The following is a 16,343-nucleotide window of genomic DNA, read 5'->3' on the forward strand; positions in this document are numbered from 1 at the left end:
CGAGGTGCGCCTGAATTTGATGATGGTATGGACGAGCTACTTGAAGCACTTAAAACTCAGTAACCAACAAAGCTACCAAGCTAAATCTCCATCATTTCAACATCATACTTAAGTGCGCATTATGTATATTATGTTAAATAAGGTATCGAGGTAACTATATATGATCTTGTTTTTCCTACTTTGTATCTAACATCTCTACTCTGCTTGTGGGTTGATTATTGTATTTAACAGTATTGGCTATTTACCATAAAATAGGTAATTAACATCAATTTTAAATACTGCTGCAAATGTTCAGTTTGCCTTGTACTTAAAGCTTGCTGTTAATTACTAGAGATTCGATTAATACGAATCTCTAAATCGTACTTTCTGATTGCTGGTTTTCTTTAAGTTCTTGGTATTTTTCCAGCAACGCATCTAGCTCGTTTGAACAGATTGGTTTTGCTAAAAAGCCATCCATACCAATATCATGATAAATTTTCTGGTCACTTTGCATCGCGTTCGCGGTTAATGCGACGATTGGAATACTAATTTTTCTCTGTCTAAGTTGTTTTGTTGCTTCTAAGCCATCTAAGATAGGCATAGAAATATCCATTAGCACTAAATCAAACTTATTGTGACCCTGTAACAGTACATTTATCGCTTCCTTTCCGTTGTTAGTTATCGCAACTTTATGTCCTCGCCGCTCTAACATCAACTTAGCAACCAACTGATTGGTGTTACTATCTTCTGCTAATAAAATATTTAAAGAGCAATCCGATTTATTTTTAAATTTAGTGTCAGCTTCACAACTCTTCAATGATGGATAAATAATAGGAATAGAAATTTTAAAACAACTTCCCGTTCCTAATTCACTTTCAAGTGATATTGTTCCGTTCATCTTTTCGATCAAATGCTGGCTAATCGCCAAGCCCAAACCTGTGCCGCCATAACGACGTGTGATACTTCCATCCGCTTGATGAAATGGATTAAAGATATTTGCTTGTGCATCTTTAGCAATACCAATGCCGGTATCGATGACTGCTATTTCAATGTTATCGTCAACTTTACGAGCAACAACGCGAACCGAACCAATACTCGTAAATTTAACGGCATTGCCGATTAAATTAAATAACACTTGAGCAATTCGATTTTTGTCACCGTAGATTTGTTTAGGGATCGCATCGTCAATTTCACATTGAAATTGAACATTATTTTTAGTTGCTTGTGGTGCCAATTGATCAGAGACAAGCCTTATACTTTCCACAACATTAATATCACTATTGAAAAGCCTAAAACTCCCCGATTCTATTCTTGATAAGTCTAAGATGTCATTGATAATCGTCAGCAATAAATGTGCTGATTGGTCCATCTGTGATAACCAAAGATTTTGCTTATTATTCAAGCCAGATAAAGATAGCGATTCCATTAAACCTAATACTGCATTAAGTGGTGTTCGTATCTCATGACTCATCATTGCGATAAATTGAGATTTAGCTTTGTTGGCTGTTTCTGCTTGCTTTTGCGCTTCCTGTAAGTCAAATAAACGTTTTTTTCTGCTCGTTATGTTTTTAGCTGTTCCGCGAAATCCTTGTAGTTTTCCATACTTATCAAAATAAGGGGTGCCACTAAAGCTGTACCACTGCTCAGTATTATCAACGCTAAGATTCCATTCTACGTCTTCAAAGACAACTTGCTGCGAGAGCTTATTCGTCATTTTTTGTTGGAACAGTGGGTAGTTATTAAAGAATTCTATAAAGTTATCACAGGCAATTTGTGTATTAGCGACTTGAGGTTCTGAAATATAGGTAAAGTTATAATCAACATCAATTTCCCAAAACCAATCACCTGCTGTTTTGGCAAAATCTTTAAATCGTTGCTGACTAAATGTCAGTTGTTGAGTTCGGGCTGCCACTAAAGATTGCAGCCGTTCTCGATAATCTATATCGATGATCGCACGTGCAAGTAATGGTCTAAATCTATTAAGCACTCGCCTGCATCTTGGTGTGAACTGACTTTTATCGTGGCTCATTAAAATCATAACAGCATCACTTGAGCTTACTTTAACCCCCGTTAATAATGCCGAACTGTAGTCATTTAATGCTTCAATCGATTGCGTACTAAATTCAACAATATCTTTAGGAGAATATAGTGCAATACATTCACCATTGATCGCTCGTCTAAATGTACTTTCCATAAGCCAAGAGTTTGTACTAAAACGATTATCAGTACTGACCAGTACATCGAGCATTTCTTGTTCGTCTTCTCGAGTAAGAACTAGCGCTTGATCAAAACCAATAAACTTGCGTAGGACTTCTAATAAGCTATTGAATACTTGACGTTTATCATTCGCACCCGCCATTGCCGAGATGCCTTCTAAGATGGCTTCATTCTCATCTTGTAATTGGCTTTCTCGTTCTTGACTGCGTAATAAATCAATGACTGTTTCTTGTAGCTTTTCAGATTCAGAACTTATCATAGTATTAACAACCTACCCTTTATGAAAAATAGCTGCTGAAATCATTAAGTTACCGTGCGCATTTTCACCACTGATGAATTGCCCCTGCTCACCAAAGGTAAATGGAGAAACATAAGGCTTATTTAACATTGCAATATTTACACCGCTAGCAACATCATCCATACGATTTTTTATTTTTAACATGCATCCGGCACAAAAAATCGTAATGCCACCTATTGGATTAAGCTTATTACCATTTGATGCTTTAACTACCCGACTTGCTCTAGAAATCAGTCGTTCATCAGTGCCGTTCATAAAGTACAAGCGATCCCCTTGCTTTACTTCAGCAAACATTTCGATGCCCTTGCGTTGTGTAATATGTGCAGGATGAGCTAATTTAAAATAAGGTAAATCAAAATATTCTCCAGCAAAACGCCCTAAAGGATTTAAACTGCTTTCACTTATTATGTTGCTGTTGGTATCAAATGGAATCTTCATCCATTGTTGATAGACATCCGCTGCGGGTTTATTATCGAGCTCTATAACTTCTCTATGTTCAACTTTAGTTGCTATTGCTGATAAGCCTGTACTAGCATAACCTGAATGAAATGAAAGGCTTACTTCGCAGGTCGGATAAAAAACAGCGATACCAATCCCCTGACCTGTTTGTTGTTCAACATTAAATATTTGCCATTTCTCTGCAATGAAATCGTCAGCAGCTGAGCCGCCAATAATAGGAACGGTACAGCCCAACTCTTTTTCTATTCCTTGAATAATTTGTTCTTCGTAACCCGGTGTTGCATGTAATAAAATGAGTGATGGCAACTCGCCAACTCGACCGCTATTATGAATCGCTTTTAATGTTGCTTGCCTTGCCATTTCATAAGGCGTCTCAAAATTCGAAATAATGGCCGTGCCATATGCTCCGTGATAATCATTAATTGCCCATAATGCTAAACCTGTTCCACTAAAATAGCCTTCATTTGTCATAAAGCCCTGACATGACGTACAACCTAAAATAGCGGTATGGGGAAATGACTTTTTGAGTTCGGCTTGGAAAATATTGATGTCATAATTTTCAGAATAATAGATAAGCAGCAAAGAAGGCGTTGCAATTTTTAGATTTAGCTTATCAATAGCCTCATTAATAGCTTCGAAAGATGAAGATTGTATTGAGTAACTTGTTGTTATATCCATATCAATAGACTCATCCTTGAATTAACTCATGATTAATATTATCAGTTATTTGCACATTTTAAGTCAGAATTTTACCTACCTCTTATTAGATTAGCTTATCTTATCGTATCATGATGCAAATATTTGTAAGCTAAGGATTATTAAAGTGGATTTAAGCTTAAATAAAATCGTTATTGTCACCGGTGGTGCTAATGGTATCGGCAAAGGGATTTGTAAATATTTGGCACAAAAAAACGTTATCGTTATCGCATTAGATATCAATGAGCAAGCCGGATATGATTTAGTCAATGAAGAACCACGTATTCGGTTTCGTTTAACGGACGTTACTCAAATATCGGATATTAAAAACACGTTAGATTGGGTGAAATGTCAATTTGGAAGACTAGATGGTCTCATCAATAATGCTGCTATTTCCAACCCTTACAATACTCCCTTACACCAATTACCGTTAGATGAATGGCACCATATTTTAAATGTTAACTTAACATCCCCTTTAGCCATGAGTCAGCAGTGCCTACCTTTACTTACTGAAAGTAAAGGACATATTATTAATATGAGCTCAACAAGATATCTACAGTCTGAACCAAACACTGAAGCTTACGCTGCAAGTAAAGGTGGATTGGTATCATTAACTCATGCACTCGCTGTGAGTTTATCTCCCAATATAAAAGTAAACTGTATTTCACCGGGTTGGATTCATACAGATACGAGTCAATTACGAGGTATCGATCATCAGCAGCACTTGTCTGGACGAGTTGGAAATGTCAATGATATTGCTGAAATGGTTGATTTTTTACTTTGTAGCCAAGGTTTCATAACGGGGCAAAATTTTGTTGTGGATGGCGGGATGACAAAGAAAATGATTTATTGCGAGTAAATAGCACTTCAGTAAATGTTCATATTAAGAAGTGCTATTTCTAATATTATTTAGTAACGGTAAATTGGGAAATCATTGTCGTGTTTTTAGCCGTTATATCTATTTCCCAAACCATTGAGTTATGTGTACATGCTGGAACGGTAAACTCTCCCACCCAAGTGTTCTTATTATGCTGCGTAAACATAATGGGTACCGTTCCCATATTCATTGAAACACCTGAAGCAGTAGCTGACGGTTTAACATCCATGTTGGTTATTTGTAATAGAATTGGTACTTGTGCAGATATTTTTTTTGTTAAAAGCTGTACATCAACGTTCTTATCATCTAACAAATACTGACAATTTGTTGTGTCTAATTGACATATTTTCACTCCATCTTTAAGACTATCTTCACCTTTGGGAGATGTATATGTCACTGTTCTCCAAAAAAAAGCTGAAATCAATATAGTCATTAACACTATTATTTGGATTAAACGACCACGGGTTAGTTTTTCTGCTGCCATATTTTACAAATATTCCTGTGTTACAGAGCTCAAAATTCTCACATACTGTTACTTAAGCGTAAATGTAATGTGGTCACCCCACTCTGAAAAATGTGTTAGCTCAAGTATTATGAGAAATGAAAATGCCACTTCTACAAAAAAATAGCAATTTGAATCTTGTTTTGATGAGTAATCAGAGGAGCAAGGTCGAATGTCACCATTTTTGGGGATATGGATTACTATTATTAATGTAGTTCGTTCTCGTTTTCGGGAGGTTGATACTTTAAATATTAATGCGAATATACGAATTATTCCGGATAAAGATATTAGCCAAATGATCATGACCTACGTAAAAGGTACTTATCACACCGGAATCTTTAATTGGCCCATGGTTAGTTGATATTGAACCTTTTAAAAGTGATTGGAGTTTACAAGGACGTGTAGACGTACCATCACCTTCTCCGACTTCGTTGTACGGGCAGAGTAAGGAATGACAATAGAAAAACATGTTCATGATGAGTGCTACCACTGCGGTGATCCTGTTCCTAGTGGTTGCCAATTTGAAGTCGAAATATTAGGCCAACTTCGATCTATGTGTTGTCCTGGCTGTGAAGCCGTTGCAACAACGATTGTTAAAAGTGGCCTTACTTCGTATTACGAGTACCGAACTGAGCCTGCCGAAAAAGCCGATTTAGTCCCCGAACAGTTTAAGTCTCTCTCCCTTTATGATCATGCAGATATTCAGCAAGATTTCGTACGAACGACAGATCAAAATTTCAGTGAGGTGTCCCTTTCTGTTGAAGGTGTCTCTTGTGCTGCTTGCGCATGGTTAATTGAAAAGCAATTAGTACGCGAAGATGGTGTTATTTCCATTCGTGTAAATACTACGACCAATCGTGCATTGCTCGTTTGGGATACTGAAAAAGTACAACTCAGCCATTTATTAACGGTTATCCATAATATTGGCTATCAAGCATCACCCTTTGAAGCTGATGCTCAAGAGCTACAATACCACAACATAATGAAGCAATATTTGTATAAGCTAGGTATTGCGGGCATTGCTACCATGCAGGTGATGATGCTTGCATTTGCGCTCTATTTTGAAGTCTTTGGCGATCTAGATACTGAATTTAAAAACTACCTCCGTTGGGTAAGCCTAATTTTTGCCACCCCCGTTTTACTCTACTCAGCACTCCCTTTTTATATTAATGCATGGAGAAGCCTAAAAGCCTTCACATTAGGGATGGATGTGCCTGTTTCAATCGCTTTATTGTTTGCTTACGGTGCAAGTTTATACGCAACTGTTATGGAAAAAGGCGAAGTATTCTTTGAATCCATTTCAATGTTTACGTTCTTTTTACTATTGGGTCGATTCTTAGAAATGCGTGCCCGTCGACAAGCAGCGGCCGCCAGTGCAAATTTGTTAAAACTCATACCAAATATGGCTACGCTTGCTAATGGTGAACAAGTTGCAGCAAAAACGCTTAAAATAGGTGACGTTGTCACTATATTACCAGGGGAGCATTTCCCTGCAGATGGTGAAATAAATAAAGGATTAACAACCGTTAATGAATCCATGTTAACGGGAGAGTCAGTGCCTGTCACTCGCGCGATTGGAGATAAGGTGTATGCAGGGACGATTAACGGTGATGCCAATGTCACAATGACAGTTACAGTCAATAGAAATGACTCACTTATTTCTAATATCGTACGCTTGCAAGATGAAGCTCAACTCTCAAAACCTAAAGTGGCAGAGTTAGCCGATAATGTAGCTCGCTATTTTGTTGCTGCAATACTGATTATCGCAGCTAGCACTTGGTATTATTGGCATCAAAATCAACCTGATGATGCATTATGGATCACATTAGCTGTCTTAGTTGCCACCTGTCCGTGTGCCCTATCATTAGCCACACCAACGGCTATTACCTGTTCAACGTCTACACTTAGTAAATTAGGGATATTGCTTCGTCAAGGGCATGTATTAGAAACGCTATGTAACGTTAATCGACTGGTATTAGACAAAACAGGCACCTTAACTGAAGGTAATATTCGTTTAGTTGAAACGCGTACATTCGGAAACATAGAGCAAGACAAAACGTTGATGATTGCTGCTGAATTAGAGCGTTTCGCCAATCACCCTATTGCTCAAGCTTTTAGCCAATATCGCCTACAAAGCGTACTTTTTGATAAGGTCGAGAATGTGATTGGTTGTGGTTTGAAAGCAACGCTGAATGGTGATGAGTGGCGCATTGGTAAATATAGTTTTGCTCTTGATATTGAAAATAATCAATCGTTTAAAAATAGTAATGAATTCTCGGTATGGTTAACTTGCAATCAGCAACCTATTGCAGCATTTAAATTAGACGACCCAATCCGTCAAGAAAGCGCTCTTTTAGTTAAACAATGTCAGCAACATGGTATTAACGTAACAATGTTAACGGGTGATAATACTGTTCATGCCAATAACGTTGCTAAACAACTGAATATTGATGAGGTTATAGCTAACCAAACACCACAAGGAAAGTTGGCGTATTTGAACGAATTATTAGCAGATGACGTAGTATTAATGATAGGTGATGGTGTCAATGACGCCCCTGTTCTCGCAGGCGCTCACCTTTCTGTTGCTATGGGTGGTGGAACAGATATAGCTAAATCTTCAGCAGATATGGTACTAGTTGGCGATAAATTAGAACGTATCTTAGAAGCCCGTACTTTAGCATTGAAAACTCGAAAAATTATTCGAGAAAATTTATCTTGGGCGCTTGGCTATAACTTGATAATCCTACCTCTGGCTATTTCAGGACTGGTGGCGCCCTATTTTGCCGTTGTCGGTATGTCAGCAAGCTCGATCATTGTTGTATCAAATTCTTTAAGGTTATTAAAATAAATGGAAAGTCTTTACATGTTAATACCTATCGCTATTGTTTTTGTCTGTATTGCTATCGGTATATTTTTATGGGCAGTGAAAAGTGAGCAATTTGATGATTTAGAGCGTCGTGGATATGATATTTTGTTCGACGAAGATGATACTAAACATAAAAACACAGTTTCCAATTCTGAATTAATAGAAAAAAAGCCAAGTAACGATCAAGATAGCAATAATGGTTAATTTAGATTTTTATGCTGCCTTTTTAATCGGCTTAATGGGCGCTGGCCATTGCATTGGTATGTGTGGTGGTGTTGCTGCTGCGATCACAATCGGTATGCCAGAAAGCACAAAAAACAGTAAACGTTGGATTTATCTATTAAATTATAATTTTGGAAGATTAGTCGCTTATACAGTTGCGGGGGCAATTATAGGCGCAATGCTTGCGAGTATTGCTACCATTAATGGATCTAATAGCCCATTGATATTCATGCGCTTTTTAGCAGCAATTATGATGATTATTTTAGCGTTATATATTGGCCAATGGTGGTTTGGGTTAAACAAAATTGAACGTGTTGGGCAAGTGGTATGGCGATATATCTCACCACTAGCCTCATCATTTCTTCCCCTTAAATCACCGATAAAAGCTTTGCCATTTGGTTTTCTCTGGGGCTGGCTACCTTGCGGTTTAGTTTATTCAACTTTAACATGGGCAGCTGTTTCTGGAAGTGCTCTAAATGGTGCAATAGTAATGCTTGCTTTCGGGTTAGGTACATTACCTGCAATGTTAGCGGTTGGCGGTTTTGCGACACAGTTAAAAATATGTCTAAAGAACCTCTATTTTAGGCGTGTTAGTGCATTATTATTAATGGTTTATGGCATTCAAACTGGTTATATAGCAATCAAACAAATATTGTGACCTTTTTATTACTCGTAATAATGCTTCATAATATGTTAAAATATTGACCTACATCAAATTGGTTAGACAGGCATATGATTTCAGACAAGCTTACAACAAAACGTATCCAATCAGGTGGGTGTGCAATTCACTGCCAAGATTGCAGTATTAGTCAGTTATGCATTCCTTTCACGCTGAATGAGTCTGAGCTAGACCAACTGGATCAAATCATAGAACGAAAAAAACCGATCCAAAAAGGTCAGGAGCTATTTAAAGCAGGTGACGAACTAAAATCGTTATATGCTATTCGTTCTGGCACCATTAAGAGCTACACCATTACCGAACAAGGTGACGAGCAAATTACTGCCTTCCATCTTGCAGGTGATTTAGTAGGTTTTGATGCGATCAATGAAATGCAGCATCCAAGTTTTGCTCAATCACTTGAAACATCAATGGTGTGTGAAATCCCATTTGAAATCCTTGATGATCTTTCTGGTAAAATGCCAAAGCTTCGTCAACAAATCATGCGCTTAATGAGCAATGAGATTAAAGGCGATCAGGAAATGATCTTGCTGCTTTCTAAAAAGAATGCTGAAGAACGTCTTGCCGCTTTCTTATATAACTTATCACTACGTTTTTCTCAGCGCGGTTTTTCTCCACGTGAATTCCGTTTAACAATGACACGCGGTGATATTGGTAACTACTTAGGCTTAACGGTTGAGACTATCAGTCGTTTATTAGGGCGTTTCCAGAAATCTGAGATGTTAAGTGTAAAAGGTAAATACATTACAATTATTGATCACGATGAGTTAGCTCGTCTTGCTGGTGTGGCTAAAAGTAACACATTACCTCCACAATAATCGTTTTAGCCCTATCCTTTTTAAATTTTAAAGCATCGTTTATACGGTGCTTTTTTATTTCGCTAATCCGCTATTTCTTATATTTATTTGTCCAGCGTATCAAAGTTTACATAATTTTCTCTATTATCGTTCCCATATCTTTCTATTCTAGGTTACAGTATTTATAAGGATTTATTTAATCTTTTGATATCTAAGTACATAGCCGTTGTTATACCTGTTTTAAATTCAACTTATCAAGAGATTGCCTACACAGTTGTGTAAAGGAGGCATTATGCAAAAGTATAAAAATATATTAGTCGTCGCAGATCCTGAAAAAGAACAACAACCAGCGATCTCGCGCGCTGTTCATCTTGCTAAAATGAGCAAAGATGTAAAAATTATTATTTTCTTAGCTATTTATGATTTCTCTTATGAAATGACGTCAATGTTATCATCAGACGAACGTGATGCTATGCGTCGCGGTGTGGTAATGCAGCGAGAAGAGTGGTTAAAGGAAATCATTCAGCCTTACTTAGAAAAAGACGTTGATATAGAAATTAAAGTGGTTTGGCATAATCGTCCTTATGAGGCCATCATAGCTGATGTATATAGCCAAGACATTGATTTACTTATCAAAGCCACTCATGAACATGATCGTTTAGGCTCTGTGATTTTCACACCAACAGATTGGCATCTGCTTCGTAAATGCCCTATTCCTGTACTTTTAGTTAAAGGTAATAACTGGCCTGAGCACGGCAAAGTATTAGGTTGCGTCAATATCTCTACCGATGATGAAACTCACGAGGAGCTTAACGAAAAAATCGTCAAAGAATCATTTGCGTTTGCTTCTATCGCTAATGCCGAAGTTAATTTAGTTAATGCTTACCCTGCAACACCGGTAAATATTACGATTGAATTACCTGAATTTGATCCTGCTAGTTATACCGATGCTGTACGTGGGTATCACCTAACGACGATGAAAGCACTCCGTCAAAAATATGGAATTAGTGAAGAGCAAACTCATGTGCTTGAAGGTTTACCTGAAGATATTATTCCTCAAGTTGCTGAAGATATAAAAGCAGAACTTGTTATATTAGGAACAACAGGTCGGACTGGATTATCGGCTGTCTTTATAGGAAATACCGCTGAAAATACGATTGATAGTTTAAATTGTGATTTATTAGCTTTAAAACCTGATGGGTACGTTAGTCCATTAGCACCTAATATCGATTAAGTAAGAAAGGCCTCTATTGAGGCCTTTCTCTTATAGAATGCGATTTATTTCTTCTCAGATTCTTGTAGCGTTAGCCATTTGGCAAATTTGGTAAGATACCACTCATTGGCTTTTTCTTTACAATATGCTCGACTTAACTTGCGACGACTCCATTCAGAAGCAATAGCTGATCGAGTCTGATTTGACGTCCGTTCTTTTAAATAAATGCTGCACAATTGAGCATTTGTCATATTTTGCGCATAGCCATTAACTTGCCCACCACCTAGCCCCAATTCTTGTGCTTGATGAGAGCTACAACCCACCATGAATACAAGGCTCGTTGTGATTAAAATACTGCGTAACATGCATGTCTCTATCGTCGAAATATTTCCAATCATGTTATCAGCTTAAAAACACAAAGAATATTGTTAGGTATGTGTTGTGCCACTGACAATGTCTTATTTTTGATAAAAATGACTTCTTATTGATAATCTACTCTTAAAAACACACCGTTTTAGGCTGGTTAACGTCATGAATAGTTATCATTTTTTAAGTCGTTATATATGCTGTCTCACCCTGTTGTTTTCAGCTTCTGCTTTTTCATTAGGCATTAACGATAGTAAATACATTGAATTAGGAGGAAGTTTAGATCCAAGTGTCGTCAATAATGTTAGTAGCGTATTAGAACAAAATGCGAATGTTGAACAATTTCGCTCCGTCGGTTTAGTGATTGGTAGCGGATATTGTTCAGGTACATGGCTTGGGAGTGATGAATCTCATAGCTATGTACTAACGGCTGCACACTGTTTATCAGGCTCTGATTCTTCAGAATATTCAGGTCAATATGTCTCGTTTAAACAACAAGATGGGACGATTATTGCTGCAGGTATTTCTACTAACTATTTTCGTACCTTTACTGGCTGCAGTGATGACATAGCGGTCGCAAAAATCCCGAAAGTCTCCGATCCCCTAGATGCAAATGGTGATGTCATTAAGCAACCGTTTGTCGACAATAATTTAAATACTGATTTGCTACTTAACCCTACTACCTTCACAGGATTTGGTATCTTCGGTTCACGTTCATTAGGTCAACTTGGCTATATTGGTAAGCGACATGGTGAAGGACATATTCGTTATTATTACCAAGACTGTTTAATAAATCAGGCCATTGAGAATACAGACGCATGGGCATTTGCAAGCCCAGGTGATAGTGGCTCTGCGATTTGGCAACAACGGAATGAACACCCTGTTGCTGTCGGTATTTCGTCATGGTGGTATGGCTGGCAATATGGGTATTCAGGTCACGTCCCTATTGCTTTACATATTGATTGGTTAAAAGGTGTCGTTCCTGTATTAAAAACCGTAGATGATATTGAAGATGAGCCGCCAGTTGAGGAACCTGCATGGTTATTAACCCATGAAGCACCGATAGAAACCGATCCTTTAGAGCAAAGTGTACGAGGCTCTGTTTATTATGTTAAGGGCGACAATGTTGTTTCTGGACCTGAACGATTTGTTTGGCGTTATCCACGAAAAATGACCAAATTTTCCGTTGCATTAACCCAAAAAGAAAACAATACAGAACATGAAGTCTGGTTGCGAGGTCAACGTAAAACACATTGTGGCTGGGGACGTATTAATAACAGTGCATGGTGTTACCCTGCGCCAAACTTAGGTCAACTTAAACTAGAATTTATTCAAGCAGATAATCCGACATTGCCTATCGGTACTTACAGTGGTGATTTTAGTTTAATGGTAAAAAGTCTCTATAACCGCTCTTACTCAGATGAAGTAACCGTTGCAACAAATATCGAGATTACTTCTGCACTTCCAAGTGACGGAGTCATTACTGATTCAACACCTTACGTTTCTCCTCGTTATGAAAAAGATGTTTATGGCAGCGTATATTATCTATCTGATAATAAAATGAACCGTAATCGTGTGGTTTGGCGTCGCTATAACCGAGGTTATAGTCGTTTGAAAGTAAATGTAACGAATACAGAAACCGGAGAACAACAAACTATTATGTTGCGCGGAGAACGCTATATGGGTTGTGGGTGGACAATAATGAACAATGCCGCCTATTGTCGTTATATGCGCCCTGTTTATGGTGAGTTACGTGTGAGCTTTATCGCTGATGACAATAAAGATTTACCTATTGGTGAATATTCTGGATCTTTATCCGTTAACGTGAAGGGCTTACATAAGCGTGGGTTCACTAAAGACTTACACCTTGATATTAAATTAAATATTACCGAGTAATGTATGAAAAGAGTGATCCAATATACTGGTTTAGCGCTGATTGTTGGGTTGCTCTGTGTCTTTATTTTTAAACCCGACAAAACAGCTAACGAAATAAAAACACCTGAAATTGTAAGTGATACATCACGTACAATAAATAAGAATCAATTAACAAAAAACCTTTATGAGGTTGCTGAAGCGCCCAAAGATTTTAAAATATTAAGTATGGAAGAAGAAATAATCATTGATGATCCTTCTTATGTCGCTGAAGAAGATCTAGAAGGTAACCCACAACTTCATAGTTATGATCATCAAGTAGCGACAACAATTGATACACCGATTAATCTATTAACAGGCGAAGATCTCTGGCTTTACCGCCCCAATTTACTAGACAAAGTGAAACAAGAACAAGGAATATCAATACTACCGATTGAAAGTATTGTGGAAATAAATGATGAGTTACTCAGTATTTTAACTATTGGTGATAGCTTAGTTTTCACCATGCCAAATGGTGCTGAACAACAAATAATAGTCTCAAAGATAAATACAATAAGTGACAAGGTAACATCATGGGATCTTCAAAACACACAACGCCAAGATATAGGGAAGATTACACAAATAAGTAACTTAACAGAAGGTTCGTTTATTACTGACAATAATGACGAATACCACTTAAGAACCGTGAATAATAAAGGATGGATAACCAGTAAAAGTCAGTTGATGAGTAACAACGATAATGCAGTAAAAAGAAACAGTGAGGCGTTTTCTGAGCTTCTTAAATAAAGGGCTAAATTCTTTGTCGCATTTGGCAAAGTTTATTAGCCCATTATTTTAACAACGTAGTGACTAAACGTTAGTCACATCAATAAACATCGACTCATCAATGTTTGTTGAAGAAACCGTCGCTTCAGTAAAGGCATACTCAGCCTTCTCACCTTCACGATCTAATGGCAAGTTAACAAAATCAAATAGATTTTTATCAGCTAACTGGCTTGGACTGATGTTTTGGATAGATTTAAAGATAGCGTCTACGCGACCTGGTGTTTTCTTGTCCCAATCAATTAACATCGCTTTAATACTTTGACGTTGTAGATTTTCTTGAGAGCCACACAGGTTACAAGGAATAATTGGGAAGGCTTTATGCTCTGCGTACTTAATTAGATCTTTTTCACGACAGTAACTTAATGGACGAATAACAACATTACGACCATCATCAGAACGTAACTTAGGCGGCATTGCCTTTAAACGAGAGCCGTGGAACATGTTTAAGAATAATGTTTCAACGATATCATCTAAGTGGTGTCCTAGTGCGATCTTAGTTGCACCAATTTTCTCAGCAAAAGAGTACAGCGTACCACGGCGCAAACGAGAGCAAAGACCACACGTTGTTTTACCTTCTTCCACTTTCTCTTTCACTACAGAGTAAGTGTCTTTATCTACGATATAGTATGGGATATTTAAGCTAGAAAAGTACTCTGGCAGAATATGCTCAGGGAAACCTGGTTGCTTTTGATCTAAGTTAACCGCAACAACTTCAAAATTGATCGGTGCTGCTTTTTGCAGGTTCAATAAGATATCCAGCATCGCAAATGAGTCCTTGCCGCCACTGATACATGCCATCACAACATCATTTTCTTCAATCATGTTGTAGTCAATAATGGCGTTACCGACATTACGACGTAGACGCTTTTGCAGCTTATTAAATTCAAGTACTTCTTTACGATTATCTGTCTGATTCATTACTACTTCTCTCACCGTCGGTAATCCCGACAGTAGAATTGCTGGATAAGAATTTATAGGGCGTGAATTATACGGATTTTAGACTCAACAGGAAATAGTAAACTACGGAAAACCATCATTGGATAAATCGATACAAAAAAGCTCGGCTAAAACCGAGCTTCTTTGTATACGAATCTTTAACCTTAAAAAGCGATTAAATTAACTAAATAATCCAGCAAAGAACTTTTTAACATGATCAATAAGGCGGCTGAAAATACTGCCTTGTTCAACTGAATCTAATGCAACAAGTGGTTGAGACGCAACTTCTTTACCATCAACAGAGTAAAGTACCTTACCGACGACTTCACCTTTCTCGATCGGTGCATCAAGTTCACCATTAAGCTCAACGCTTGCTGTCAATTTTTTGGTGTCGTTACGTGACAATGTCACATAGCTTGAACTATCAACACCTAACTCAACGTTCTCTTTATTACCAAACCATACGCGTTCAGATAAGATTTTATCGCCAGCTTTATGTGGCACGACTGTTTCAAAAAATCGGAAACCGTAATTTAGTAAGGCTTTACTTTCTCTTTCACGGGTTTTGGTACTTTTTGTTCCCATCACAACCGCAATTAAACGCATGTCACCTTCAGTTGCAGAACTTGTTAAGCTATATCCAGCACCGCTTGTGTAGCCGGTTTTCATACCATCAACATTCATGCTTTTATCATACAGCAGACCATTTCGGTTACGTTGGGTAATGTTGTTATATGTAAATGATTTCTCACTGTATAGCGGATAAATTGATGGTAAGTCGCGAATTAACGCTTGGCCTAATAATGCAATATCATACGGTGTAGTATAAAGATCACTGTGATCTAAACCATGAGGATTCGCAAAATGTGTAGCATTCATTCCTAGCTTTTTAGCCCATGAGTTCATTAAACCCACAAATGCTTGCTCAGAGCCAGCTACGTGTTCAGCAAGTGCAACACTTGCATCGTTACCTGATTGAATAATCAAACCACGGAACAAGTCCATTAGTGGTACTTCACTCCCTACTTCGATAAACATTTTCGAAGAATCAGGGAAATTACGTGCCCATGCGTTACGGCTAATAACAACAATATCATCTTTACTGATATTGCCTTGTTGCATTTCCTGACCAGCAACATAACTAGTCATTAATTTCGTCAAGCTTGCAGGGTTTAATTTTTCGTTAGCATTCTTCTCGACTAATACTTGGCCTGTATTGTAGTCCATCAATACATAACCCTTTGCACTTAATGTCGGTGCATCTGGAATAACAGAAGGTGCTGCTAATGATGAAAACGACACAGTACAAAGCGCAGTTACACCAACGAGAGAAAAAAGCGGTGATGTCTTTTTCATTTGAGGCAAAATCCCTTAAAAATACGATAAACAATCTAATATAACTATTTACAACATCATAAGTTCGTAAAATAGTTCAAATAGGTATATTAGTTGAGGCCCATTATAGCGTTTGCAATATGAAAAACTTCCTTTTGTAACACTGTTTTACGATTTGCACGCCATCTTTACATTTATAGCGTT

The 16,343-nt window shown here is 37.6% G+C and carries 14 protein-coding genes; 8 read left to right on the forward strand and 6 right to left on the reverse strand.

Annotated elements, in window-relative coordinates:
• Positions 1–352: 352 nt before the first annotated feature.
• Positions 353–2,455, reverse strand: a complete 2,103-nt coding sequence (locus tag C9J41_RS17275) for a PAS domain-containing hybrid sensor histidine kinase/response regulator (protein ID WP_107294841.1) — start codon at positions 2,453–2,455, stop codon at positions 353–355.
• A gap of 12 nt (positions 2,456–2,467) precedes the next feature.
• Positions 2,468–3,631 (reverse strand): FIST signal transduction protein, encoded by a 1,164-nt coding sequence (locus C9J41_RS17280; protein WP_107208161.1) that lies wholly within the window; start codon positions 3,629–3,631, stop codon positions 2,468–2,470.
• A 145-nt stretch (positions 3,632–3,776) separates the two neighbouring features.
• Here C9J41_RS17280 and C9J41_RS17285 point away from each other — a divergent pair, with 145 nt between their 5' ends.
• Positions 3,777–4,508: an SDR family oxidoreductase gene (locus tag C9J41_RS17285; RefSeq protein ID WP_107208162.1), complete on the forward strand. Its 732-nt coding sequence runs from the start codon at positions 3,777–3,779 to the stop codon at positions 4,506–4,508.
• Between the two features lie 46 nt (positions 4,509–4,554).
• On the opposite strand, the gene C9J41_RS17290 is transcribed toward C9J41_RS17285, so the two are convergent.
• Positions 4,555–5,010: a hypothetical protein gene (locus tag C9J41_RS17290; protein ID WP_107294842.1), complete on the reverse strand. Its 456-nt coding sequence runs from the start codon at positions 5,008–5,010 to the stop codon at positions 4,555–4,557.
• Positions 5,011–5,479: 469 nt separating this feature from the next.
• On the opposite strand from C9J41_RS17290, the gene C9J41_RS17300 reads away from it, so the two are divergent.
• The 5 genes from C9J41_RS17300 to uspE all read left to right on the forward strand — a co-directional run bounded on the left by C9J41_RS17300 (position 5,480) and on the right by uspE (position 10,826).
• Complete coding sequence (locus tag C9J41_RS17300) at positions 5,480–7,876, forward strand: heavy metal translocating P-type ATPase (protein ID WP_107294843.1); 2,397 nt, start codon at positions 5,480–5,482, stop codon at positions 7,874–7,876.
• Positions 7,877–8,098, forward strand: coding sequence for a cbb3-type cytochrome oxidase assembly protein CcoS (gene ccoS, locus C9J41_RS17305; RefSeq protein ID WP_107294844.1), 222 nt, complete (start codon positions 7,877–7,879; stop codon positions 8,096–8,098).
• Positions 8,091–8,774 (forward strand): sulfite exporter TauE/SafE family protein, encoded by a 684-nt coding sequence (locus C9J41_RS17310; RefSeq protein WP_107294845.1) that lies wholly within the window; start codon positions 8,091–8,093, stop codon positions 8,772–8,774. Before ccoS ends, C9J41_RS17310 begins: the two co-directional genes overlap by 8 nt.
• A gap of 74 nt (positions 8,775–8,848) precedes the next feature.
• Positions 8,849–9,613, forward strand: a complete 765-nt coding sequence (locus C9J41_RS17315) for an FNR family transcription factor (RefSeq protein WP_105060229.1) — start codon at positions 8,849–8,851, stop codon at positions 9,611–9,613.
• A 271-nt stretch (positions 9,614–9,884) separates the two neighbouring features.
• Entirely contained in the window at positions 9,885–10,826 is a 942-nt protein-coding gene (gene uspE / locus C9J41_RS17320; protein ID WP_107246646.1) for a universal stress protein UspE, read from the forward strand.
• A 44-nt stretch (positions 10,827–10,870) separates the two neighbouring features.
• On the opposite strand, the gene C9J41_RS17325 is transcribed toward uspE, so the two are convergent.
• A complete protein-coding gene (locus C9J41_RS17325) occupies positions 10,871–11,170 on the reverse strand; it encodes a hypothetical protein (RefSeq protein ID WP_107208220.1) in 300 nt (99 codons plus the stop codon).
• 166 nt (positions 11,171–11,336) lie between these two features.
• On the opposite strand from C9J41_RS17325, the gene C9J41_RS17330 reads away from it, so the two are divergent.
• Positions 11,337–13,067 (forward strand): trypsin-like serine protease, encoded by a 1,731-nt coding sequence (locus tag C9J41_RS17330; protein WP_107208219.1) that lies wholly within the window; start codon positions 11,337–11,339, stop codon positions 13,065–13,067.
• A 3-nt stretch (positions 13,068–13,070) separates the two neighbouring features.
• Positions 13,071–13,829 carry a hypothetical protein gene (locus C9J41_RS17335; protein WP_107292322.1) on the forward strand — a complete coding sequence of 253 codons (759 nt, stop codon included), beginning with the start codon at positions 13,071–13,073 and terminating at the stop codon, positions 13,827–13,829.
• A gap of 63 nt (positions 13,830–13,892) precedes the next feature.
• On the opposite strand, the gene ttcA is transcribed toward C9J41_RS17335, so the two are convergent.
• Together ttcA and C9J41_RS17345 are read right to left on the reverse strand one after the other, a co-directional pair.
• Positions 13,893–14,786, reverse strand: a complete 894-nt coding sequence (gene ttcA, locus C9J41_RS17340) for a tRNA 2-thiocytidine(32) synthetase TtcA (RefSeq protein ID WP_107208217.1) — start codon at positions 14,784–14,786, stop codon at positions 13,893–13,895.
• A gap of 198 nt (positions 14,787–14,984) precedes the next feature.
• On the reverse strand, positions 14,985–16,160 hold the full coding sequence (locus tag C9J41_RS17345) for a D-alanyl-D-alanine carboxypeptidase family protein (RefSeq protein ID WP_107294846.1): 1,176 nt from the start codon (positions 16,158–16,160) through the stop codon (positions 14,985–14,987).
• Between the last annotated feature and the right edge of the window lie 183 nt (positions 16,161–16,343).

Origin of the sequence: Photobacterium sp. GB-50 (genome assembly GCF_003026755.1) — a bacterium.
GTDB lineage: Bacteria > Pseudomonadota > Gammaproteobacteria > Enterobacterales > Vibrionaceae > Photobacterium.

What these genes read in the sequence shown, in the direction of transcription:
- uspE (WP_107246646.1), top strand. Translation starts at nt 9,885, where the DNA reads ATGCAAAAGTATAAAAATATATTAGTCGTCGCAGATCCTGAAAAAGAA.
- C9J41_RS17330 (WP_107208219.1), top strand. Translation starts at nt 11,337, where the DNA reads ATGAATAGTTATCATTTTTTAAGTCGTTATATATGCTGTCTCACCCTG.
- C9J41_RS17275 (WP_107294841.1), bottom strand. Translation starts at nt 2,455, where the DNA reads ATGATAAGTTCTGAATCTGAAAAGCTACAAGAAACAGTCATTGATTTA.
- ccoS (WP_107294844.1), top strand. Translation starts at nt 7,877, where the DNA reads ATGGAAAGTCTTTACATGTTAATACCTATCGCTATTGTTTTTGTCTGT.
- C9J41_RS17290 (WP_107294842.1), bottom strand. Translation starts at nt 5,010, where the DNA reads ATGGCAGCAGAAAAACTAACCCGTGGTCGTTTAATCCAAATAATAGTG.
- C9J41_RS17280 (WP_107208161.1), bottom strand. Translation starts at nt 3,631, where the DNA reads ATGGATATAACAACAAGTTACTCAATACAATCTTCATCTTTCGAAGCT.
- C9J41_RS17345 (WP_107294846.1), bottom strand. Translation starts at nt 16,160, where the DNA reads ATGAAAAAGACATCACCGCTTTTTTCTCTCGTTGGTGTAACTGCGCTT.
- C9J41_RS17315 (WP_105060229.1), top strand. Translation starts at nt 8,849, where the DNA reads ATGATTTCAGACAAGCTTACAACAAAACGTATCCAATCAGGTGGGTGT.
- C9J41_RS17335 (WP_107292322.1), top strand. Translation starts at nt 13,071, where the DNA reads ATGAAAAGAGTGATCCAATATACTGGTTTAGCGCTGATTGTTGGGTTG.
- C9J41_RS17310 (WP_107294845.1), top strand. Translation starts at nt 8,091, where the DNA reads ATGGTTAATTTAGATTTTTATGCTGCCTTTTTAATCGGCTTAATGGGC.
- ttcA (WP_107208217.1), bottom strand. Translation starts at nt 14,786, where the DNA reads ATGAATCAGACAGATAATCGTAAAGAAGTACTTGAATTTAATAAGCTG.
- C9J41_RS17325 (WP_107208220.1), bottom strand. Translation starts at nt 11,170, where the DNA reads ATGTTACGCAGTATTTTAATCACAACGAGCCTTGTATTCATGGTGGGT.
- C9J41_RS17300 (WP_107294843.1), top strand. Translation starts at nt 5,480, where the DNA reads ATGACAATAGAAAAACATGTTCATGATGAGTGCTACCACTGCGGTGAT.